The following is a 23,298-nucleotide window of genomic DNA, read 5'->3' as shown; positions in this document are numbered from 1 at the left end:
TCTGTTTGCCAAGACGATACAAAGATCCCCCTGCCTGGCCCATGATGGGTCGGCAGGGGGGATGATGATCTGTAAAAGGGTCTAGTGTACCTCAGGCGTTACGTCGTAGAGCTTGCGTACTCGCTCCAGCTCCTTGTGCATCTCTTCGGTTACCTTCTTATACTTAGGATTGCCGTAGAGGTTGTTTAGCTCCTTGGGGTCTTTCTTTAGGTCGTAGAGCTCCCAAGTGTCTATGTCTCCGTAGAAGTGGATGAGCTTATAACGCTTCGTACGCACCCCATAGTGTCTGCGCACGGCATGCTCGCCAGGGTATTCGTAGAAGTGGTAGTAGAGGCTATTGCGCGTCCACTTCTTCTTGCTCCTTTTGTCTAGAAGTGGAAGCATCGACTCTCCCTGCATATCCTCGGGGATGGGGATGCCTGCCATATCGAGGAAGGTGGGGGCATAGTCGATGTTCTGCACCATCTCGGTAACATCTCCACGCTTTCCAAGATGCTGAGGGAGACGCATAACCAGAGGGGTACGCATCGACTCCTCGTACATAAATCGCTTGTCGTACCATCCGTGTTCGCCCATGTAGAAGCCTTGATCCGAGGTGTAGACGATGAGGGTATTCTCCAGCAAGTTGTGCTCTCTGAGGTAGTCCAGTACTCGTCCGATATTTCGGTCGAGGGACTTAACGACCTTCGAGTAGTCTCGCATGTAGCGAGCGAATTTCCATCGAGCTAGAGCCTCTCCCCCTAGGTTCGCTGCATAGAATTCATTGGCTAGAGGATCGTAGAGCTCCTTGAACTTCTGCTTGACCTCTGGGCGCAGTACCCCGTGGCAGCCTTCGGTGTCGTTTTTGCGGCTGTAGTATGCCCCCAGTCGAGTAGGCTTAGCCCCCTTGAGCATCTTCAGGTCGTTGATCATGTCCAGGTCATTGACTACACCCATCTCATGCTTTTGGGCAGCTAGACGCCCCTCGTAGTTGTCGTAGAAAGTGTCGGGCAGCTCATACTCTTGATCCTCAAAGCTCTTGAGATCGAGGGTATCGGCCATCCAGTTGCGGTGGGCTGCCTTGTGGTGGATGAAGAGGGCAAAGGGCTTCTCCTTGTCCCTCTGCTCCAGCCACTCAAGGCTGAGGTCTGTGATGATATTGGTAACATAGCCCTGGTACTTTACGGTCTCTACCCCTTCGCCTTGAGCCTTCATGTTCTTAGGCCGAATGAACTTAGGGTCGTAGTAGTCCCCCTGGCCAGGGAGCATCGTCCAGTAGTCGAAGCCCTGAGGGATGCCCTCCAGGTGTAGCTTGCCCACGAGGGCTGTTTGGTAGCCGTGGCTTTGCAGGATCTTAGGCATGGTCTGCTGCCCTTGGTCGAAGCGGCTTTGGTGCTCATTGTTTAGCTTGCCATTCTTGTGGCTATGCTTACCCGTGAGCATACAGGCACGGCTAGGGCCTGAGAGAGAGTTCGCTACGAAACTCTCCGTGAAGCGAACACCCTCTCGAGCGATGGCATCAATGTTCGGGGTCTGAATGTACCGCTTGTCATAGCAGCTGATCATCTGCTGCGTATGGTCGTCGGACATGATATAGACGATGTTGAGTGGCTTGCTGGCTTTCTGTTGGGCAGTAGCTCCTGTAGCTGCGAAGGCAGAGAGCGTCCCGAGGACGCAGATAACGTGTTTTTGATTCATATGTAGTTAATAAGCTTAGCTTTGTGAGGGATAGAAACGCTCCTCGATGGCCGCCTGGAGCATCGGGTGGAAGTCTGGGTGAGCAATGCTCATTAAGGCCTCGGCTCTCTCTCGGAGGGTTAGCCCCCGCAGGCGTACACATCCATATTCCGTTACGACATAGTCTACCTCATTGCGCCCAGTAGTTACCTGAGTGCCAGCCGAGAGCATGGGGACGATGCGAGAGATCTTACCCCCTTGGGCCGTAGAGGCGAAGGCCAGGATCGCACACCCGCCCTTGCTCCGCTTTGCCCCACGGATGAAGTCTACCTGTCCACCTGTGCCACTGAATTGCTGCAGGCCGATTGCCTCCGAAGCTACTTGGCCCGTGAGGTCGATCTCGATACAGGAGTTGATAGAGATGAGGTTATCCTGTTGCCCGATGACGTAGGGATCGTTGGTATAGTTTACTGGGTGCATGGCAATGCTCTCGTTGGCGTCTAGGAAGTCATAGAGCTCCTTTGAGCCCATGATGAGGGTCGAGACGACCTTGCCTATATCTTTGGTCTTTTTCTGCCCCGTAATTTGTCCAGAACGCATCATGTGCATCACCCCGTCAGTGAACATCTCTGTATGGATGCCGAGATCCTTCCGATCCTCCAGGCACTGTAGTACTGCGTCGGGGATGGCTCCGATCCCCAGCTGCAGCGTAGCTCCATCCGAGATCAAGGTCGCACAATGCTTGGCAATGCGCTGCTCTACCTCTCCGATAGGCGCAGGAGGGAAGGCTGGCAGAGGCCTATCCACCTCGACGATATAGTCCAGCTCTGAGACATGGATCAGATTGTCCCCTCCGATGAAGGGCATCTGCTGGTTCACCTCTGCGATGACGACACGAGCAGCCTCCGTCGAGGCCTTGGTGTAGTCGTTGGAGACTCCGAAGGAGCAGTAACCCTCGGCATTGGGCCGAGAGAGCTGTATGGCTGCAACCTCGACTGGGTATAGCCCGAGGCGAAACAGATCGGGGACTTCGTGGAAGTGGCAGGGCAAGAACTCTGCCCGACGATCAGCATAGCTTACTCGAGAGGCTTTGTCGAGGAAGTTGATCACGGGGATGACATGCCCCTGCATCTCTGGTCGCAGGTGCCAGGCCTTACCGAAGTAGAGCATGTGGAAGATGCGCACATCCTCTAGTCGCTCTCGCTGCTCATAGATCGCTCTCGAGATGCTCTCAGGTGCGGCGACAGCGTGCCCGAAGACAACGTACGTCCCACTATTGATCGACTGGCGGACAGCCTCTTGAGCTGTCGTTAGACGATCTTGATAGATCTGTTTCCATTCAGGTAACATAGCATTATAATATTGTGTGAGTGATGATCCTGCCTCCAACGAAAAACCGCCCTCCCTGGTCTCAGAACCAGAGAGAACGGTTACAAATATATGCAAACTTCTCTGCCTGTGGAAGAGCTTTGCGAATTAGCTCCTAAGGTGCACGCCTCCAGTCGCTTTAGCCAAGGTAAGGCTTGAGGGGCTGGCACTTGTCGCTCTGACGTAGGCGACGGATAGCCTTCTCTTTGATCTGACGTACACGCTCTCGGGTGAGGCCGAACTTGTCGCCGATCTCCTCGAGAGTCATCTCTTGTCCGCCTCCGATGCCGAAGAAGAGCTTGACGATCTCTGCCTCACGCTCGGCTAGGGTAGAGAGTACTCGGTCAATTTCCTTGGCTAGAGACTCATTCATGAGGGTACGGTCGGCGTTGGGTGCATCGTCATTGACCAGTACGTCGAGTAGGCTATTGTCCTCTCCCTCGACGAAGGGGGCATCGACCGAGATATGTCGGCCCGAGACCTTGAGCGTATCGGCGATCTTGTCCTCGGCGATATCTAGCTCCTGAGCGAGCTCGGCAGACGAGGGTCTGCGCTCGTTCTCCTGCTCAAACTTAGATAGAGCCTTGGTGATCTTGTTGAGTGTGCCGACCTGATTGAGCGGTAGGCGCACGATGCGGGACTGCTCGGCCAAAGCCTGCAGGATAGACTGGCGAATCCACCATACAGCATAAGAGATGAACTTGAAGCCTCGAGTCTCATCAAACTTCTCTGCCGCCTTGATTAGCCCCAAATTCCCTTCGTTGATCAAGTCTGGTAGGCTTAGACCTTGATTTTGATACTGCTTAGCTACGGAGACTACGAAGCGAAGGTTGGCACGAGTCATCTTCTCGAGTGCCTTGCGGTCGCCTCGCTTGATAGCCTGTGCGAGCTCTACTTCTTCCTCGATGGTGATCAGCTCTTCACGGCCGATCTCCTGTAGGTAGCGATCTAGAGAGGCACTCTCTCTATTGGTGATCGACTTCGAAATTTTTAATTGCCTCATCTAATACTAATGGATTACATTCTCTTTGATCGGAACTACAAAGGTACGCACTTTGTTCACTTTGGGCAAATGAAGCCCGCCCTTCGTCTGCCCAAAAGCAACCTCTAGGGAGAGGAGCTCTCGCCCTAGAGGTCGATCTTTGTGGGTAGGTTAGGAGGCTCAGGGGAGCTCTAGATCCCCTTGCCGTGGCAGTGCTTGAACTTCCTACCGCTACCGCATGGGCAGGGCTCGTTGCGCCCGATGCGATGCTCTGCCCGAGCAGGCTCTCGACGCTGCTCGGGCTCGCTGCTGCGAGACTCGTGGTACTGCGGACGCTGCTCCCTGCGCTGTGGAGCTTCGGCCTGGCGGAGGTTTGTCCGCTGAGCCTCTTGCTCTGAGGGCTCGGGCATAGGCAGGTGAATGCGCATGAGGACGGAGACGGTCTTGCGGTTCATCTCCTCAAGCATTTGCCGGAAGAGCTCATAGGACTCGAGCTTGTAGATGAGCAGAGGGTCTTTCTGCTCGTAGCTAGCATTCTGCACAGAGTGGCGAAGTTCGTCCATTTCTCTGAGGTGCTCCTTCCAGGCATCGTCGATCATGTGGAGCATGATCATCTTTTCAAAGTCCTTGATGATGCTCATCCCCTGGGTGCTATCGGCCTCTGCGAGGTTGCAGCTGATGGTGTAGCTATTGAGCCCGTCGCTTAGGGGGACCATGATGCGCTCGAACTGATGCCCTGACTCGGTAAATACCTGGTGGATGACAGGGTAAGCTCGTTCGGCAATGGTCTTGATACGCTTGTCGAAGGCTGCGATGACGGCATCGAAGAGGCTGTCGGCCAGCTCGTCCGCCTTACCCTTGGCGAAGGTCTTCTCGTCGAATGGAGGCTCGATGGCTAGGTAACGCAGGAGATCCAGCCTCATAGTCGCGAAGTCTCCAAAGCCGTGATGGGCATCGATGATGGCCTTGCCTGCGTCGTAGAGGGTATTCATCACATCCATCTCCACTCGCTCGCCCATGAGAGCATGGCGGCGACGGCCATAGATCACCTCTCTCTGCGAATTCATGACGTCATCGTACTCGAGCAGACGCTTACGGATGCCGAAGTTATTCTCCTCGACCTTCTTCTGAGCTCTCTCGACGGCTTTGCTGAGCATGCCTGCCTCGAGCATCTCGCCCTCCTGTAGACCCATCTTGTCCATCATCGAGGAGAGGCGGTCTGTGCCGAAGAGGCGCATGAGGTGGTCCTCGAGGGAGATGTAGAAGACACTGCTACCTGGGTCTCCCTGACGACCCGAGCGGCCACGCAGCTGACGGTCTACACGGCGAGACTCGTGTCTCTCCGTTCCGATGATCGCTAGTCCGCCAGCCTCTCTCACCTCAGGGGTGAGCTTGATGTCCGTACCACGGCCAGCCATGTTGGTTGCGATCGTTACGACCCCAGGCTGTCCTGCCAGGGCAACGATGTCGGCTTCCTTTTGGTGGAGCTTAGCATTGAGGACGTTGTGCTTGATCTTGCGTAGGGTGAGCATCTTGCTCAGCAGCTCGGAGATCTCCACCGAGGTTGTCCCGACGAGGACGGGTCGCCCAGCCTCTACGAGGGAGACTACCTCGTCGATGACGGCTGCATACTTCTCTCTAGTAGTCTTGTAGATACGGTCATTGAGATCCTTGCGGGCAATGGGGCGGTTCGTGGGGATAACGACCACATCGAGTTTGTAGATATCCCAGAGCTCTCCAGCCTCGGTCTCTGCCGTACCAGTCATACCAGCGAGCTTGTGGTACATGCGGAAGTAGTTCTGCAGCGTGATGGTGGCGAAGGTCTGCGTCGCAGCCTCGACCTTGACCCGCTCCTTGGCCTCGATGGCCTGGTGCAGACCATCTGAGTAGCGGCGGCCGTCCATGATACGCCCTGTCTGTTCGTCCACGATCATGACCTTATTGTCCATGACCACGTACTGGTCATCCTTCTCGAAGAGGGCGTAGGCCTTGAGGAGCTGATTGACTGTGTGGACACGCTCGCTTTTGACTGAGTAATCGGTCAGGAGCTGCTCCCTTTGCTGTGCTTTCTCTTCGTCTGGGAGGCTCTGAGCATCGAGCTCTGCCAGCTGCGAAGCAATATCGGGCAGGATGAAGAAGGAGCTGTCCTCTGTGCCTCGGGTCAGGAGGTCAAAGCCCTTGTCCGTGAGCTCTACGCTATTCTGCTTCTCGTCAATGATGAAGAAGAGCTCATCGGTGGCCAGGTGCATATTGCGCATATTGTCCTGCATGTAGTACTCCTCTGTCTTGAGCATACCGGTCTTGATACCGGGCTCGCTGAGGTATTTGATGAGCTGTTTGTTCTTGGGTAGTCCCTTGAAGGAGCGAAAGAGCGACAGGTAACCCTCCTCCTGCTCAGCCTTGTCCGTGCTGGCAATTTTCTTCTTGGCATCGATGAGGAGCTGCTGGGCAAGTCTCTTCTGAGCCTCCACCACTTGCTCTACGTTGGGCAGGAAGGTCTCGAAGAGCTGGTCATCCCCACGGGCCACAGGGCCGGAGATAATCAGAGGGGTACGAGCGTCGTCTATGAGGACGGAGTCCACCTCATCGACGATGGCGTAGTTGTGCCTGCGTTGCACCAGATCCTCAGGGCTTGTCGCCATATTATCACGCAGGTAGTCGAAGCCGAACTCGTTGTTTGTCCCGAAGGTAATATCAGCATTGTAGGCAGCTCTACGCTCGGCCGTATTGGGCCGATGCTTGTCGATGCAGTCTACCGTCAGCCCGTGGAACATGTATAGTGGTCCCATCCACTCGCTGTCTCGCTTGGAGAGGTAGTCATTGACCGTAACGACGTGGACGCCATTACCCGTCATGGCATTGAGGAAGACCGGGAGCGTGGCCACGAGGGTCTTTCCCTCCCCAGTAGCCATCTCGGCGATCTTACCCTTGTGCAGGACTGTCCCCCCGATAAGCTGAACGTCGTAGTGGATCATATTCCACTGCAGTAGGTTACCTCCTGCAACCCACTCGTTGCGGTAGACGGCTGTATCGCCCTCAATGCTCACGAAGTCTTTGCTGACAGCCAGGGCTCGGTCGAGCTCTGTAGCCTGGACGCGGATCTCGCTGTTCTCGGTGAAGCGTCGGGCGGTGTCCTTGACGATGGCGAAGGTCTCGGGCATAATCTCCTCGAGGGCCTCCTCCATCTTGTCGAGGATGGTCTTCTCCATCTTGTCTACCTTAGCCCAGATCTCCTCACGCTCGTCGAGGTTCTTGCCTGCGACCGAGGCCTTGAGCTCCTCGAGCTCCTTACGCTCCTGGGCTACATAGTCCTGGATATACTGGCGCAGCTCCTGGGTGCGTGCTCGTAGCTCATCGTTGGAGAGCTGGCTGATGCTGGGGTAGATGCTCTTGATCTTGTCTACAAATGGCTTGATCTCCTTGAGGTCTCGCTGAGACTTGTTGCCGAAGATCTTGGATAGGAATGAATTAAGTCCCATGTATCTATTATCTTTTTGTTTAGAATGAATGTGAAGCGAACGGTTAGCCTGCCCCTTATCTCAAAGGCAGGCTGTGGTTTAGTACGCTTCGTTCGGAGGGCGAATGCGCAGGACGCTGCATATAGCCCGCACGATGTCTCTCGCCTCTACGACTGGATAGTCGAAGGTCTTGGGGTGGACACCTGCTCCCATGATGATGAAGGGGGAGCTGATGGCTGTCGAATAGGTGTTGAGTCTAGGGCTGTGCTGGAGCTCCTCGATCTGCCATGCAGGTAGGATGCGCCAGTAGACATCGGCCATTTGGCGGTTGTGTACTGAGCGTCGAAGTCTGAGTTTCTCGCCCGAGAGCCCATCGGCCTGTCGCAGGCGATCGGCTGTCGTAGCCGAGGCTACACCCTCCATCTGTCTGAGTACGGAGGCTGTCTCTCTCTGCAGGTCTGCTAGGGCGATCCCTCTCTGCTCTGCTAGTTTGTGGTTGAGGTAGATACGTCCCTCGAGTAGGGTCTCGACCCATGCTCCTTGGCCATAGAGAGCCGAGAGGTACATATTCACCAGGGCAGAGGCTCGGCCTAGTCCGAAGGCTCGGCGTAGCTTGCTCGCCCTCGGGGACTTCTGTACAGAGGTGGTATAACCCGTCCCTGAGAGGGTAATGAGGCAGTTGTCGAGCCCAAAGCGCCTGTCGAGGTCTCGCAACAGGCGGGCAATCTCTCGATCCAGCCTCAGGTAGCTGTCCACCTCTTCTGCTCCGAGCTCGCTACCGTTGGTGGGGGAGGCTGTATAGGATAGGGATAGAAGACCTGGGCTTTTGCGTCGTTCGTAGCCTCCCTCTTCGATGAGTTTGAGGGCGAGCGTGGTAACCTCTTCATTAATCAGAGGGCTCTGCTTGAGTGGGTAGATGTCGCTGCCCTGATAGGTGTAGGAGAACCGCCGCCCCCAGTCGCTATAGGCAATGCTTGGGGTGATGTAGTGCCTCAGGGGAGTCCAGCTGAGCTTGTTGGAGGTTAGACGTTTGTTAAGCCCCTCTTCGGAGCGATTGTATCGCTCGATATACTTGGGCATAAGGCCGTAAAAGCTCGAGCTAGCCCAAGCCCCGACCTTATTCTCTATCCAAAAGGCTCCATCGGCTAGAATCCCTGTTGAGCTGATGGCTTGCTCGGCTTCGGGCGCAATGCCGTATACGAGTGTTTCCCCATCGGAGGCCTCCTTGAGACGGTCGCCCAGGGTATTGACCAGTAGTGCTCGGGGGGAATAGGTCTCTCGGGTATAGTTGCCTAGGTAAGCCTCGTCCCAAAAGATGGACTGTGAACGCCCGATCTTGCGCACGAAGATGCTTGAGCGTTCGATGCCATGGGTCTCGGGATAAGTTCCCGTGAAGATAGTCGCTGTAGCAGATGCAGCATCGGGTGCTGTGAGTGGGAACTTTACTTCAGGATAGACTCGCCCTTGGGAGAGCAGACGGCGTAGCCCCTCCTGCTCCATCAGTGGCTCCAGCTCTTGCAGATAGTCGCTGCGCAGCTGATCGACCGTAATGCAGACCACAAGCCTAGGCAGCTGCTGCGCCTGTGCTTGCATCTGAATAGCGGCCAAGACCACCAGAGAGGTTAGGAGGTAGCGTAAGGGTTTCTGTTCCATCTATTGTATCTGTAGCCTCCGGCGGCGATACTCCAAGAGGCGACCGAGCGAGAGCAGTGCCAGCGAGGCAGCCAGCATATAGACAGCACTGTTGAAGTGCTGAGGCAGGGCCCAGGAGAGTAGGAGGAAGCCAATTTGCCCCGCAAAGTTAAGAAAATGAAAGGATAAACGAAGTCCCTGCCATCTAGGTCTGACTAAAGGAGAGATACCCCCGAGCCATAGAGCTGGGTGTAGGACGATGAGGTTATAGTTAGGCCACACCTTGGGATGCTCCGTTCCCAAGGCAATGTACCACAGGATGAGCCCTGCAAGACCACCCAAGCTCCAAAGTGCGATCTCTAGAGCTCTCCATATACTGTGCCCTAGGAGCATTCGTACGAAGGCAATGAGGCTACCTATCAGCACTAAGGTGAAAATAAGGGTAGGGTGGTAGAGCCACCTGAGCCAGCTACTTCCCTGAGAAGCATCACCATAGGCTTCATAGAGGCGAGTCGCTCTGATGGGGGAAGCCTTGTGCTCGCCCTTGATGATGCCCGAGCGCAGGACGTGCTCGATGTGGTGCGGGAGGAAGAGCAGATCGCGAGCAGACATCGCCTCGTCGGTCGGTGCTCCGAGGGCTAGGTCTGTCCCTAGGACGACCCACGGATGCTTCTGTTCCAGGTGGTTGATCTGCTTGCGCCAGGTGGTGGGCTGCTCAGGTCGCGTGGGGAGGGTTAGGATGCGAGCCTTGCCAGTCCGTTCACCTGAGCGGCGAAGAGCCTCGGCGAAGATCTGTACAGGGCGAGTAGAGCAGTTGTCGTAGAAGAAGTTGTATCGATAGACCCTATTCTCGGGTTGGATGTTGTGCATGAGGTAGTGCCAAGCTTCTTGACGGGCCTCGCTGTCCATCTCAAGGATCAGTTCTCGCACCTGACTGCCTCGGGAGAGATAGCTGTGTATATAGTCTTGGCTGAGTTGTGGTTGCACGATGTAGTCCGTTCGACCTGGCACAAAGCGCAGGAGGAAACCATCGTCAAAGTTGAAGATCCCATAGTTGAATGTGAGGTCTATCGCCTGCTCCCGATCCTGAACCCTCAGCCCTGCATGGCCATAGAGGGTGTAGACCTCGTCGGGGCTGGGCTCTGCTACGAGAATGCTCACGATGGCTTCGGAGCTGAGGCTATCGGGAAGTCCATAGATAGGTTCACTCTTGAGTGCTTGGGGGCAGCACACTGCGAGAGTGGCAAATATACATAATAGGTATAGTCGATGCTTCATTGGTCGTTGAGCGAATATCTGCCCAAATATACGAACTTGCCCTCGGATGACAATTGTCATCCCTCCTCTCTCGCTCCTTATATTGCCATTGCTCGGGTTTCGATAGAGCCTCTCCGAAGCTTACACTTAGACCTCTATTGCGATCCTATTTATACCTTGACCGAGCTCCTACTTGGGTCTCGATTGAGCTTCTACTTAGACCTCCATTGTGATCCTATTTGAGTCTCGATGGAGATCCTATTTGAGTCTCGATGGAGATCCTATTTGAGTCTCCAGTGCTATCTTACTTATGTTTCCATGGAGGCTCTGCTTGAACTTTAGCCGCATCCCTTCCGGGGTCTTGGCCGAAGCCCTGTGAGGAGCGTCGTGCGAGGTGTCGGTCGAATTACCTATCTTTGTTTTCGCAATAAATAATGATACACCAATTGGTGCTTTCCCAAACGAAAACGAGAATGAAACTAGGAGATCAAGTGCCCGATCTACTCGGTCTCGACCAAGACGGCAAAGAGGTGCGCCTCTCAGACTATCCAGGTAAGAAGATTGTCCTCTACTTCTACCCCAAAGACAATACAGCCGGATGCACGGCGCAGGCCTGCAGCCTTAGAGATGCCTATGCCGAGCTCAGGGCTGCTGGTTATGAGATCGTTGGGGTGAGTAGAGACTCCTCCCGCAGCCATAGGAGCTTCATCGAGAAGCATCAGCTCCCCTTTCGCCTCATCGCCGATACAGACACAGAGCTCAATCAGAACTTTGGCGTTTGGGTCGAGAAGAGCATGTATGGGCGTAAGTACATGGGGACGGAGCGCACTACCTTCGTGATCGATGCCTCGGGCACGATCGAGCGCATCCTCCGAGGCCGAGAGGTGTCTACCAGCACGCATGCCGCACAGATATTGAACCCATAATAGAATTAACGAATACAAATATGTCGGACGAGAATACAAAAGACAAGATCAACGAAGCCAAGCGCAAGGCCCTCGAGGCCGCCATGGCTAATATCGAGAAGGTACACGGCAAGGGCTCGATCATGAACCTCGGCTCTCGCCCCGTAGAGGCCATTAGCGTTATCCCCTCGGGCTCTATAGGTGTAGACCTTGCCTTGGGTTGCGGAGGCTATCCTCGTGGGCGCATCATCGAGATCTTCGGCCCAGAGTCTTCGGGTAAGACGACCCTGACCATCCATGCCATCGCCGAAGCGCAGAAGGCTGGCGGCATCGCGGCCTTCATCGATGCAGAGCATGCCTTTGACCCCGTCTATGCAGCCAAACTCGGTGTAGATGTGGATAATCTGCTCATCTCGCAGCCAGACAATGGCGAGCAAGCCCTCGATATCGCTGAGCAGCTCATTCGCTCCTCGGCAGTAGACCTGGTGGTCATCGACTCTGTGGCAGCCTTGACCCCCAAGCAGGAGATCGAGGGAGACATGGGCGACAATAAGGTCGGCCTACATGCCCGACTGATGTCGCAGGCCCTGCGTAAGATGACTGGTGCGATTAATAAGTCGAATACGACCTGCATCTTCATTAACCAGTTGAGAGAGAAGATCGGTGTCTCCTTCGGCAACCCCGAGACAACTACGGGGGGGAATGCCCTCAAGTTCTACGCCTCTGTGCGCATCGACATCCGCAAGAGCACTGCGATCAAGGATGGCGAGGAGGTGCTGGGTAACCTTACCAAGGTCAAGATCGTCAAGAATAAGGTTGCGCCCCCATTCCGCAAGGCAGAGTTCGACATCGTCTACGGTGAGGGAATCTCGCGCACTGGGGAGATCATCGACCTGGGTACCGAGCACGGTATCGTTAAGAAGAGTGGCTCATGGTTTAGCTATGGCGATGTGAAGCTCGGCCAGGGTCGAGAGGCCGCCAAGGCAACCCTCAGGGACAACCCCGAGCTGATGGAGGAAATCACTGCCCAGATCACGGACAAGATCAAGCAGACCCAAGCCTAAGACCCCGAGCTATGGGCAAAGTCATCATCATCTCCGCCCCCTCGGGCACGGGCAAGAGCTCGATCATTGCCCAGCTACAGAGGCAGGCCCCAGAGCTCAACCTACAGTTCTCTATCTCGGCCACCAGTCGCCCGCCCCGAGGGGTGGAGCGGCATGGTGTCGAGTACTACTTCTTCTCTACGGATGAGTTTCGCCAACTGATCCAGAGCAATCAACTGCTCGAGTGGGAGGAGGTCTACGAGGGTAAGTACTATGGCACACTGCGCTCAGAGGTCGATCGTCGCCTGGCTCAGGGAGACAACGTCATCCTGGATGTGGACTGTGTCGGGGCTCTAAACATCCAACGCTCGTACCCCGATCGTTCGCTCAGTCTATTCATTCAGCCTCCCTCGATCGAGGAACTGCGCCGTCGCCTCGAGAAGCGATCTACAGATAGCCCCGAGGTCATCGAGGAGCGACTGGCCAAGGCACAGTTGGAGCTCTCCTATGCCCCTCGCTTCGATCGCACTGTGGTCAATGACGACCTGGATCGATGCACCCGAGAGGTGGAGCAGATCATCCGAGATTTCATTGCTATGCCTTAGATACTCAGTTTTTGAGGAAGGTGTCGTAAAGGTTTCGCACGGAGTCCTATGCTTTGACGGATTAAGAACGGATATTTCTGAACAGACATCATGACGAAAAGTAATCTAACCTACTCTCAGGCAGCCGAGAGGCTCGAGGAGATCGTTCGACGCATCGAGCACGAGAGTCCCGACGTGGACGAACTGACGAAGCTCGTCGGCGAAGCGGTCGAGCTCACCAAATATTGCAAGGGTAAGCTCACTACGGCCAATAAGCAACTTAGCGCACTCATCGCTCAGCTCGATGAGGATGAAAACTAATCCACTCATGCAGACACGAGAGCGAAGCTATCGCTACGGCATCGTCGTGGCTGGAGGCAAAGGGCTACGCATGGGAGGAGGCTTGCCCAAGCAATTCCTCTCTCTCGGAGGTAAGCCGATCCTGCTGCATACGCTCGAGCGTATGCAGCAGCATTGTGATGAGCTTATCCTTGTCCTGCCGCTCGAGCAGCAGAGCCTCTGGCAGGAGCTCTGTCGGAGGTATCAATGCAGCACTCCGCACAGGGTCTGCACGGGAGGGGCAAGCCGCTTTGCCTCTGTGCGTAATGGGCTCAGGCTCGTCGAGCGAGAGGATAGCCTCGTAGCGATCCATGATGGCGTTCGTCCCTTGGTCAGTGGCGAGGTGATCGAGCTCTGCTTCGCCGAGGCAGAGCATTCGGGAGCTGCCTTGCCCTATCTGCCGATGGTCGATAGCCTGCGTAGGCTGCAGGGGGAGAGCTCCGAGGCGGTCGATCGCTCGCAATACGTTAGCGTGCAGACACCACAGACCTTTCGGTCGGAGCTCATCCTCTCGGCTTATTCGGTCGAGGAGGTGGAGAGCTTTACGGACGATGCTTCGGTCTTTGAAGCCTACCATGCACTGCCGATCAGCCTGGTTCGGGGCAATGAGGAGAATATTAAGATCACCACGCCTCGGGATATGATCTTGGCCGAGGGCTTGCTAGCTCTTCGAGCGCAGGGTTAGTTGTAGTCGCCATGGCAGATATATTCAAGACGCCCCTCAAGTATTTGCCAGGTATTGGTCCGAAGCGGGCCGAGGTCCTCGAGCGAGATTTGGATCTGGTAACCTACCTAGATCTGCTGCACTACTTTCCTTATAAATATGTAGACCGAACGCATATCTATCGGATCAGGGACATCCGGGCGGATATGCCGTACATACAGCTCAAGGGCTACATCAGGGATTGGCAAGAGGTCGGTCAAGGGCGCAAGCGTCGCCTCGTAGGGATCTTCTCTGACGGCACGGGCTCGATCGAATTGATTTGGTTTCGTTCGTTGGCCTCGATCGAGCGGATGTATCAGCTGGGGCGGGAGTACATCATCTTCGGCAAGCCCCAGTTCTTCAATGGGAGCTACAGCATCGTACATCCTGAGATTGACGACGAGGAAAAGCTCGAGGGCATGACGGGCGGACTGATGCCCCTGTACAATACCTCCGAGAGGATGAAGAGCTCTGGCCTCTCGAACCGCCAAATGCGGCAGATGCTCTACACACTCCTGCGTGCCCTCACACCATACCTTGGAGAGACAATGCCTCCGTGGATCCTGCATCGAGCCATGCTGATGAGCTATCCAGAGGCCATCGTGCAGATCCACTTCCCTGATAGTACGGAGCGTCTCGAGGGGGCTCGGCGACGGCTCAAGTTCGAAGAGCTCTTCTTCATCCAGCTCAAGTTGCAGCGCATGCGTTTGGAGCGACGGGTAGCCTACCAGGGTTATCGGATGGAGCGAGTAGGAGCTCTCTTCAACGCACTCTACAAGGAGCACTTGCCCTTCGAACCCACTGGGGCGCAGAAGCGTGTGCTCAGGGAGATCCGCAGCGACATGCTCTCGGGGATACAGATGAATCGTCTGGTGCAGGGAGATGTAGGCAGTGGAAAGACGTTGGTGGCCTTGATGGCCATGCTCCTCTGCCTGGACAATGGTTATCAGGCCTGCATGATGGCCCCGACGGAGATCCTTACTCGCCAGCACCACATAGGTCTGAGCGAGTTGGTTGCGCCGCTGGGCATCGAAGTGGGCCTGCTCTTGGGGAGCACCCCTAAACGCTCGAGAGAGCGAATACTTGATCGACTAGCCTCTGGGGAGCTTCGGATGATTGTCGGCACGCATGCCTTGCTCGAGCCAGCGGTGCAGTTTGACCGTCTAGGCCTGGCCATTATCGACGAGCAGCACCGCTTCGGGGTGGAGCAGCGGGCGCGTCTATGGGGGAAGAATGAGGGGCGTATCCTGCCCCACATCCTGATCATGAGTGCCACGCCCATCCCCCGTACGCTGGCCATGACACTCTATGGCGACCTGGATATCTCGATCATTGACGAGTTGCCCCCAGGGCGCAAGCCCATACAGACGGTACATTGCTTCGAGGAGAGGATGTACACGGTCTACAACTTCATTCGTTCTCAGGTCGGGGAAGGTCGACAGATCTACGTTGTCTTCCCCATGATAGAGGAGTCGGAGCGGGAGGATATGCGCAACCTCGAGCAAGGTTTGCAACGCTATCGGGAGGTCTTCCCCGAGTACAACATCGTCATCGTGCACGGCAAAATGAAGCCTAAGGAGAAGGAAGAGCACATGCAACGCTTTGTCTCGGGCCAGGCTCAGCTGCTCCTGGCCACGACGGTGATCGAGGTCGGGGTCAATGTACCCAATGCCTCAGTCATGGTCATCGAGGGGGCAAATCGTTTCGGACTCTCTCAGCTGCACCAGCTTCGAGGGCGTGTCGGGCGTGGGGCTGCGCAGAGCTATTGTATCCTGGTTACGGGCAATGAGCTAGGAGAGGATGCCAAGCGTCGTGTGCAGATCATGGTCGAGACCAATGATGGCTTCGAGATCGCAGAGCAAGACCTGCGGCTCAGGGGCTTCGGCGAGCTTGAGGGAACGCAGCAGAGTGGCCAACAGCTCAGCCTGCGCATTGCCAATCCTACTCGCGATGGCGAGATGATCAGCTATGCCCGTGCCCTGGTCGAGGAGCTCCTGGCGGCAGACCCTGAGCTGCGCCACCCGGATCATGAGGCTCTCGGGCGAAGGTTACTTGAGCTCTTCCATCGGGATACGAACTGGGGAGTGATCTCCTAACCCATGCCCTTGGGGCGAAAAATCTATAGCCAATAGGGCGCAAGTCCATCCCTTCGGCACACAAAATCAACATCCCTGACGAGCAAAATCTGTACCCTCGGCGGATAAAACCTATACCCTTGGCGGGCTTAACTAATACCCCCTCAAGGGTAATTCTATATGTGTCTGTAAGACAGAGGTATAGGTTGAGTGCCCTAAAACGTATACGTTTCACGGTCAAAACGTATACGTTTCGCGGCTAAAACGTATACGTTTCAGGGCCAAAACATATACGTTTCGGGCATAAAACGTATACGTTTTCGATCAGGGGGGTATTATGGGCCGATTTCCGACCTATAATAGTCGCTCGAAAATCCTCCTCTCCGTCCGATCGAGGGGTAGTCATTTTTAGGCAAAATGATTGTTTGGTAATTATTCGGTATCTTCGAGCTACATTACCTAAGGGTAAGCGTTCACTACATATATATAATCATATCTCTAACGCTATGCCGACGAATAAAGTAACGGGGCGTATGCCCTACATCCCACGAGACGAGAGCTGGATGTACTTCAATAGGCGTTTGCTCGCTCAGGCTATGAGGGAGGATCTCCCGCTTTTGGAGCGATTTAATTACCTAGGGATATACTCCAACAACCTCGATGAGTTCTTTCGTGTGCGCATCGCCTCTCTGCTGCGCACCATCGGTTATCGTACCCTGTCTGACGTCGAGCGCAAGGCTGCTCGCAGTACTCTACTGACCGTTGCTCGGCTCAATAAGGAGTATTCGCACCTCTTCGAGCAGACCCTCGAGCGGCTGATGTATCTGCTAGATCGTGAGCACATCCACATCATCAACGAGCAGCAGCTGAGCCCCGAGCAGCAGCGTCAGGTCGTCGACTACTATACGAAGCACCTGAGCGGGGCGATCAATCCGATCTTCCCGGATAGTCCCTCCTTCGATGCTGAGCAGCACCTAGAGGATGCGCTCTATCTGGCCATAGAGCTGCGCCCGCGCTCGGTGGGGGGTGTGCGCCCTGAGCCCGAGCTGGCCCTCGTAGAGATCCCTAGCCGAGAGTTTGGTCGCTTCGTACGTTTGCCGGATATTGAGGGTGAGAGCTTCTTGATGTTCCTGGACGATGTCATTCGTTATTCTCTACCCTATGTCTTTGTCGGACGAGACTATGACCACTACGAGGCATACACTTTCAAGTTTACCAAAGATGCCGAGATCGAGATGGATAGTGATCTGCGCAGCAGCGTGATCGACCGTATCTCACAGGGCGTCAAGCAGCGTCGCCTCGGAGAGCCCATCCGACTCGTCTACGATGCCATGATGCCCGAGTACATCCTCGATCGTCTCTCGCAGATCGCTGAGCTCAATGCTCACGACACCCGCATCGGCGGAGGGAGGTATCATAATATGAAGGATCTGATGTCGCTACCTGATTGTGGGCGAGGGGATCTTCGCTTCCCGGCTCAACCGCCTTTGCAGCTGAGCCAATTGCCCTATGGGGAGAGCATGATCGAGCTGATCCATCAGCGGGATCGAGGGATGCACTTCCCCTATCAGAGCTTTGATCACTTCCTGCGCCTGTTGAGCGAGGCGGCTATTAGCCGGGAGGTTACAGAGATCCGCATCTCCCTCTACCGTGTGGCCCAAAACTCCAAGGTCGTCAAAACCCTCATGGCCGCAGCCCAAAATGGCAAGAGGGTGATCGCCGTCGTCGAGCTCCTTGCACGCTTCGACGAGCGGAGCAATATCTCCTGGAGCAAGAAGATGCAGGACGCAGGCGTGCGCGTTGTCCTAGGACACGAGCAGCTCAAGATCCACTCCAAGCTCGTACATATCACCTCTCGACATGGAGCTATTGCCTGCATCGGCAGCGGCAACCTGCACGAGGGCACTGCACGTCTCTACACCGACTATATGCTCATGACCGCCCACAGGGGTATTACGAACGATGTGCTCAAGGTATTTGACTTCATCGAACGCCCCTTCATCTCGGTGCGCTTCCACGAGCTGCTGGTCGCCCCCAACGATATGCGTCGTAGGCTCTATTACAAGATCAATCGAGAGATCAAGTTCGCCCAAAGCGGACACGAAGCCTACATCAAGATCAAAATCAACCACATCGTGGACGAACGAATGGTACAGAAGCTCTACGAAGCCTCCCAGGCCGGGGTGCGCATAGAGCTCTGTGTGCGGGGCAATTGCTCCCTAGTGCCTGCCGTCCCAGGCTATAGCGACAACATCCGTGCCAATGCCATCATCGACAGATACCTTGAGCACTCTCGGATCTATATCTTCGGCAATGGCGGGCAGCCCCAGTACTTCATCGGCTCGACCGACTGGATGAGCCGCAACCTCGACAAGCGCATCGAAGTCATGACCCCTGTATATGATCCCGAGATACAGCGAGAGCTGGATCTGATCGTAAGCCTGGGGATGGACGATACCGCTCAGGGTTACTTCGTCAATCAGTTCGATGGAGCTATGCGCCGAGAGCACCTCTCCCAGGGACAAGCCCCTCTGCGCTCCCAGGACACCCTCTACCAATATTATCAGCAACTACAATCTTAATTCAATATGTCCAAGACCCATTATGCCGCCATAGATATAGGCTCCAATGCTATTCGATTGCTCATCAAGTGCGTTAATGCTCCCGAGTCCGAGGAGCGTATGTCCAAGGTTCAGCTCGTGCGCGTCCCTATCCGCCTGGGCGAAGACGCCTTCGTCAAGGGCCGAATAGGTAAGAAGAAAGCCCGGCAAATGCTTTCGCTGATGAATGCCTACAAAGAGCTTATGGCCATCTACGAAGTAGAGGATTATCGTGCCTGTGCCACCTCGGCCATGCGAGACGCTGACAATGGGCCCGAACTCTGCCGTGAGATCATGCTCCAAACGGGCATCCGGATCGAGATCCTGGACGGACGAGAGGAGGCAAAACTTATTTCCAGCGACCTCATCGCCCCCAAGCATCTCGGCCCGGACGATACCTATCTATATGTAGACGTCGGAGGCGGAAGCACGGAGCTTAACATCATCGTGGCTGGACAGCTCGTCGCCTCGCACTCCTTCGACATTGGTACTGTGCGTAGCCTCAATGGTATGGTCAAGGCTGAGGAATGGGCACACTTCGCCCAATATCTTCGGCAACTCAAAGATCAATATGGCTCGATCAAGGTCGTCGGCTCAGGAGGCAATATCAACAAGCTCTTGCGCCTAGGTGCACCCGCCGAGCGGAGTAACATCAACTTCCTCCCCCTGGAGAGCCTACATCGAGTGGCTCGTGAGCTCAAGCAATACGATAGCGAGGGACGTATGATACACTTCCGCCTCAAACCAGACCGAGCAGAGGTGATCGTCCCCGCAGCAGACATCTTCCTCCTGGTAGGTGATACGCTCGCAGCCGATGGGGTGATCGTCCCCGCCAAGGGGCTTAGCGACGGCATCATCGACTCGATCTACCGCCGTCATCAGCAGGCTTAGAGCCCCGGCAAATACCTTTGACCGCTATATGCTACAAGTAGACAAACTAACCAAGAGCTTCGGCGACCGAGTACTCTTCGAGGATCTTACCTTCGCCATCGATCGTGGGCAGCGGATAGGGCTTATCGCACCCAACGGAGCAGGTAAGACAACACTGATGAATATCCTCGTCGGGGTAGAGCCCTACGATAGAGGTTTGCTTACCTATGAGAATGACCTTCGGTGGGCTTACCTGCCACAGAGCCCCACGCTCCCCCAGACGGGGATGGTGCTTGAGGCTTGCTTCAGCAGCTATGATCCAGTAGCTAGGCTCGTCGCACAGTGGGAGCAAGCCCTCGCCGAGGACGATCAGACCTGCCTCGAGAGACTACTGCCCGAGATGGAGAGTACCCAGGCTTGGGACTATGAGCAGAGAGCTAAGGAGATCCTCGACCGGCTAGGCATCAAGGACTTCAAGAGGTCTGTCGCCCACCTGTCGGGCGGCGAAGCCAAGCGCATTGCCTTAGCGGCTACGCTCATCAGTGCTCCAGAGCTGCTCCTGCTTGATGAGCCTACGAACCACCTAGACCTCAAGAGCATTGAGTGGTTAGAGAGCTATCTCGCTCGCTCTAGCGTGAGCCTCGTCCTCATTACACATGACCGCTACTTCCTCGATAGGGTATGCAATCAGATCCTAGAGCTTGACCGTGGGCAGCTCTATCGTTATCGGGGCAATTATGACTACTATTTGGCCAAAAAGGAAGAGCGTAGATTGGCCGAAGCTGAGGCCGAGAGCCGTGCAAGCAATCTCTATCGTCGAGAGCTCGAGTGGATGCGCCGACAGCCACAAGCTAGAGGTACGAAGGCCAGGTATCGCATCGAAGCCTTCCATGGGCTAGAGGGCAAGCTGCACACCAAGCGCAGTGGGCAGCGTATAGACCTAGGCAATGCGGGGGCAACCTATATCGGTAAGAAGATCTTCGAGGTCGAGAGCCTCTCGAAGAGCTATGGTTCGCGGACGATACTCAAGGACTTTGACTATATCTTCTCTAGAGGCGACAAGATCGGCATCGTTGGGGAGAATGGGGTAGGTAAGACGACCTTCCTGCGCCTCCTACTCGGTCTCGAGCAGCCCGATGCAGGGACGATAGATATTGGCTCTACAGTGCGCTTCGGCTACTATAGCCAGGAGGCCCCCTCCTTCGCCCCCGAAGCTCGGGTAATAGATGTCATACAGGATATTGCCGAGCAGTTTGCCAGCCTGAATGCAGATGGTTCGGTGCTGAGTGCCTCGCAGATCTTGACCCAATTCCTCTTCCCCGTCGAGCGGCAATACACCGAGGTCGGCAAGCTCAGCGGGGGTGAGCTGCGCAGGCTGTACCTATGTAGCGTGCTGGTAACCTCGCCCAACTTCCTCGTGCTGGACGAGCCTACCAACGACCTAGATATATTGACCCTCCAGGTGCTTGAGGAGTATTTGGCCGACTTCTCGGGCTGTGTGCTCATTGTCTCACATGACCGCTTCTTCATGGACAAGGTCGTAGGGCATCTATTGGCCTTTGAGGGCGAAGGGATGATTAGAGACTTCCCCGGCAACTATAGCCTCTATCGGGCATGGAGAGAGGAGCGAGAGGCCCAGCAACGTCTGGCCGAGAAGGCCTCCACGCCCAAGAGCGAAGCCCCTAGCCGAGCTCCCCGCGAGCGGACACCCCGCCTTAGCTTTGCCGAGCGTAGAGAGCTAGAGGACATCAACCGTCAAATGCCCCTGCTCGAGGAGGAGCATCGCTCCCTCGAGCAGGCTATGAGCTCGGGTGGGATGAGCAGCGAGGCACTCATGCAGGCCTCGGTGCGTCTGGCCGAGATCATCGAACGGATGGACAGCCTAACCCTAAGGCAACTCGAGCTCGAGGAGAAGGATCACTAGGCCCAAGGCTTAGAGCTCAGTTTAATTGGACACAGTTATTGGTGAATGGGGGAGATTTGACTACTTTTGCCCCGATACTCAATTGACTACAAAAACATTGTCAGTAAAATATGTATAGGAATAGAACTTGTGGTGAGCTACGTCTGGCACACGTCGGCCAGAGCGTAACGCTTGCAGGATGGGTGCAGAAGGCCCGCCGCATGGGAGGAATGACCTTCGTAGACCTTAGAGACCGATATGGCATTACTCAGCTCGTATTCAACGCCGAGCACGTAAGCGGAGAGCTTGCCGAGCAGGCACAGGAGCTCGGGCGAGAGTATGTGATCCAGGTAACTGGACAGGTCAGCGAACGCTCGAATAAGAACCCCAACCTGGCCACTGGAGACATCGAGATCGAGGTGCAGGAGATGCGCCTCTTGAATGTCTCAGAGACCCCTCCCTTCACGATCGAGGACGATACCGACGGGGGCGATGACCTCAGAATGAAGTTCCGCTACCTCGACCTGCGCCGCAGTGCCGTGCGTGCTAACCTGGAGCTTAGACACAAGTTTGCCCTAGAGACACGTCGCTACCTTGACGGCCAAGGCTTCCTAGAGGTAGAGACCCCAGTACTGATCAAGTCCACCCCCGAGGGTGCTCGAGACTTCGTAGTCCCTAGCCGCATGAATGCAGGCCAATTCTATGCCCTACCACAGTCTCCTCAGACCTTCAAGCAGCTCCTGATGGTCAGCGGATTCGATCGCTACTTTCAGATCGTTAAGTGCTTTAGAGACGAAGACCTCAGAGCTGACCGCCAGCCTGAGTTCACTCAGATAGACTGTGAGATGAGCTTCGTCGAGCAGGAGGATGTGCTCACGCTCTTCGAGGGGATGACCCAACACCTTTTCAAGACCCTCAAGGGGATCGATATCCCTCTACCTCTGCCTCGGATGAGCTATGCCGATGCTATGCGTCTGTATGGTTCGGACAAGCCTGACACCCGCTTCGGGATGACCTTCGTCGAGGTGAAAGATCTCTTGCAGGGCCACGGATTCTCTGTGTTTGACTCGGCAGAGTATATCGGGGGCATCTGTGCCAAGGGCGCAGCCAGCTATACCCGCAAGCAGCTGGATGCTCTGACGGACTTCGTCAAGCGTCCTCAGATCGGGGCTAGTGGCCTCGTTTATGCCCGAGTAGAGGCAGACGGTACGGTCAAGAGCAGCGTGGATAAGTTCTACAGTCAAGATACCCTCAAGGCTCTAGCCGAAGCCATGCAGGCCAAGCCCGGAGACCTCATCCTCATCATGTCGGGTAGCGATGCCGACAAGACCCGCAAGCAGCTCTCTGAGCTTCGCCTCGAGATGGGCTCTCAGCTGGGGCTCAGACAGAGCAACGTCTACTCCTGCCTCTGGGTCGTGGACTTCCCACTGCTGGAGTGGGACGAGGAGACGCAGCGTTTCTACGCCATGCATCACCCCTTCACCTCCCCCAAGCCGGAGGATATTGCCCTCTTGGACACCGATCCTGCCCGAGTACGAGCCAATGCCTACGATATGGTGATCAATGGTGTTGAGGTCGGCGGGGGCTCGATCCGCATCCACGACAGTAGCCTACAGGCACGTATGTTCGAGGTGCTGGGCTTTACGGCCGAGAAGGCTCAGCAGCAGTTCGGCTTCTTGCTCAATGCTTTCAAATACGGAGCTCCTCCTCACGGAGGAATCGCCTATGGTCTCGACCGCTTCGTCTCCCTCTTTGCCGAGCTGGATAGCATCCGAGACTGCATCGCCTTCCCCAAGAACAATGCTGGCCGAGATGTGATGATCGATGCTCCATCGATCATTGACCAGGAGCAGCTGGACGAGCTCCACCTCTCGCTTCGTCCTCTGAGCAAGTAAACTCAAAGACTAATAACCTAGATGGTCG

16 protein-coding genes are annotated in these 23,298 nt (G+C 55.5%); 10 read left to right on the top strand and 6 right to left on the bottom strand.

The window, feature by feature from the left end; genetic code table 11:
* Nucleotides 1-81 precede the first annotated feature (81 nt).
* The 6 genes from HQ37_RS03395 to HQ37_RS03370 all read right to left on the bottom strand — a co-directional run bounded on the left by HQ37_RS03395 (nucleotide 82) and on the right by HQ37_RS03370 (nucleotide 10,374).
* Nucleotides 82-1,677 (bottom strand): sulfatase, encoded by a 1,596-nt coding sequence (locus tag HQ37_RS03395; protein WP_036880493.1) that lies wholly within the window; start codon nucleotides 1,675-1,677, stop codon nucleotides 82-84.
* Nucleotides 1,678-1,692: 15 nt separating this feature from the next.
* Nucleotides 1,693-3,006 carry an acetyl-CoA hydrolase/transferase family protein gene (locus HQ37_RS03390; RefSeq protein ID WP_036880492.1) on the bottom strand — a complete coding sequence of 438 codons (1,314 nt, stop codon included), beginning with the start codon at nucleotides 3,004-3,006 and terminating at the stop codon, nucleotides 1,693-1,695.
* 157 nt (nucleotides 3,007-3,163) lie between these two features.
* A complete protein-coding gene (locus HQ37_RS03385; protein ID WP_036880490.1) occupies nucleotides 3,164-4,027 on the bottom strand; it encodes an RNA polymerase sigma factor RpoD/SigA in 864 nt (287 codons plus the stop codon).
* A 170-nt stretch (nucleotides 4,028-4,197) separates the two neighbouring features.
* Complete coding sequence (gene secA / locus HQ37_RS03380) at nucleotides 4,198-7,485, bottom strand: preprotein translocase subunit SecA (RefSeq protein ID WP_036880488.1); 3,288 nt, start codon at nucleotides 7,483-7,485, stop codon at nucleotides 4,198-4,200.
* A gap of 78 nt (nucleotides 7,486-7,563) precedes the next feature.
* Nucleotides 7,564-9,117 (bottom strand): alkaline phosphatase family protein, encoded by a 1,554-nt coding sequence (locus HQ37_RS03375; RefSeq protein ID WP_036880485.1) that lies wholly within the window; start codon nucleotides 9,115-9,117, stop codon nucleotides 7,564-7,566.
* Nucleotides 9,118-10,374, bottom strand: a complete 1,257-nt coding sequence (locus HQ37_RS03370) for a DUF4105 domain-containing protein (protein ID WP_036880482.1) — start codon at nucleotides 10,372-10,374, stop codon at nucleotides 9,118-9,120.
* A 452-nt stretch (nucleotides 10,375-10,826) separates the two neighbouring features.
* Here HQ37_RS03370 and bcp point away from each other — a divergent pair, with 452 nt between their 5' ends.
* The 10 genes from bcp (at nucleotide 10,827) to aspS (ending at nucleotide 23,270) form a co-directional block, all read left to right on the top strand.
* Nucleotides 10,827-11,279 (top strand): thioredoxin-dependent thiol peroxidase, encoded by a 453-nt coding sequence (gene bcp, locus HQ37_RS03365; protein WP_036880479.1) that lies wholly within the window; start codon nucleotides 10,827-10,829, stop codon nucleotides 11,277-11,279.
* Nucleotides 11,280-11,299: 20 nt separating this feature from the next.
* Nucleotides 11,300-12,322 carry a recombinase RecA gene (gene recA / locus HQ37_RS03360; protein ID WP_036880477.1) on the top strand — a complete coding sequence of 341 codons (1,023 nt, stop codon included), beginning with the start codon at nucleotides 11,300-11,302 and terminating at the stop codon, nucleotides 12,320-12,322.
* Nucleotides 12,323-12,333: 11 nt separating this feature from the next.
* Nucleotides 12,334-12,906: a guanylate kinase gene (gene gmk, locus HQ37_RS03355; protein WP_036880470.1), complete on the top strand. Its 573-nt coding sequence runs from the start codon at nucleotides 12,334-12,336 to the stop codon at nucleotides 12,904-12,906.
* A 90-nt stretch (nucleotides 12,907-12,996) separates the two neighbouring features.
* Nucleotides 12,997-13,206, top strand: coding sequence for an exodeoxyribonuclease VII small subunit (gene xseB, locus HQ37_RS03350; protein WP_036880468.1), 210 nt, complete (start codon nucleotides 12,997-12,999; stop codon nucleotides 13,204-13,206).
* Nucleotides 13,196-13,909: a 2-C-methyl-D-erythritol 4-phosphate cytidylyltransferase gene (locus HQ37_RS03345; RefSeq protein ID WP_235264628.1), complete on the top strand. Its 714-nt coding sequence runs from the start codon at nucleotides 13,196-13,198 to the stop codon at nucleotides 13,907-13,909. The genes xseB and HQ37_RS03345 overlap by 11 nt, the downstream gene beginning before the upstream one ends.
* An 11-nt stretch (nucleotides 13,910-13,920) precedes the next feature.
* Nucleotides 13,921-16,023: an ATP-dependent DNA helicase RecG gene (gene recG / locus HQ37_RS03340; RefSeq protein ID WP_036880466.1), complete on the top strand. Its 2,103-nt coding sequence runs from the start codon at nucleotides 13,921-13,923 to the stop codon at nucleotides 16,021-16,023.
* Between the two features lie 485 nt (nucleotides 16,024-16,508).
* Nucleotides 16,509-18,584, top strand: coding sequence for an RNA degradosome polyphosphate kinase (locus tag HQ37_RS03335; RefSeq protein WP_036880463.1), 2,076 nt, complete (start codon nucleotides 16,509-16,511; stop codon nucleotides 18,582-18,584).
* A 6-nt stretch (nucleotides 18,585-18,590) separates the two neighbouring features.
* Nucleotides 18,591-19,493, top strand: coding sequence for an exopolyphosphatase (locus HQ37_RS03330; protein WP_036880461.1), 903 nt, complete (start codon nucleotides 18,591-18,593; stop codon nucleotides 19,491-19,493).
* 28 nt (nucleotides 19,494-19,521) lie between these two features.
* Complete coding sequence (locus tag HQ37_RS03325) at nucleotides 19,522-21,396, top strand: ABC-F family ATP-binding cassette domain-containing protein (RefSeq protein WP_036880459.1); 1,875 nt, start codon at nucleotides 19,522-19,524, stop codon at nucleotides 21,394-21,396.
* A 110-nt stretch (nucleotides 21,397-21,506) separates the two neighbouring features.
* Nucleotides 21,507-23,270: an aspartate--tRNA ligase gene (gene aspS / locus HQ37_RS03320; protein ID WP_036880458.1), complete on the top strand. Its 1,764-nt coding sequence runs from the start codon at nucleotides 21,507-21,509 to the stop codon at nucleotides 23,268-23,270.
* The last annotated feature ends 28 nt before the right edge of the window (nucleotides 23,271-23,298 follow it).

Origin of the sequence: Porphyromonas sp. COT-239 OH1446 (genome assembly GCF_000768875.1) — a bacterium.
Classification (GTDB): Bacteria; Bacteroidota; Bacteroidia; order Bacteroidales; family Porphyromonadaceae; genus Porphyromonas.
Note: the sequence above shows the minus strand (reverse complement) of the source record. Positions and strands in the feature narration are given on the sequence as shown.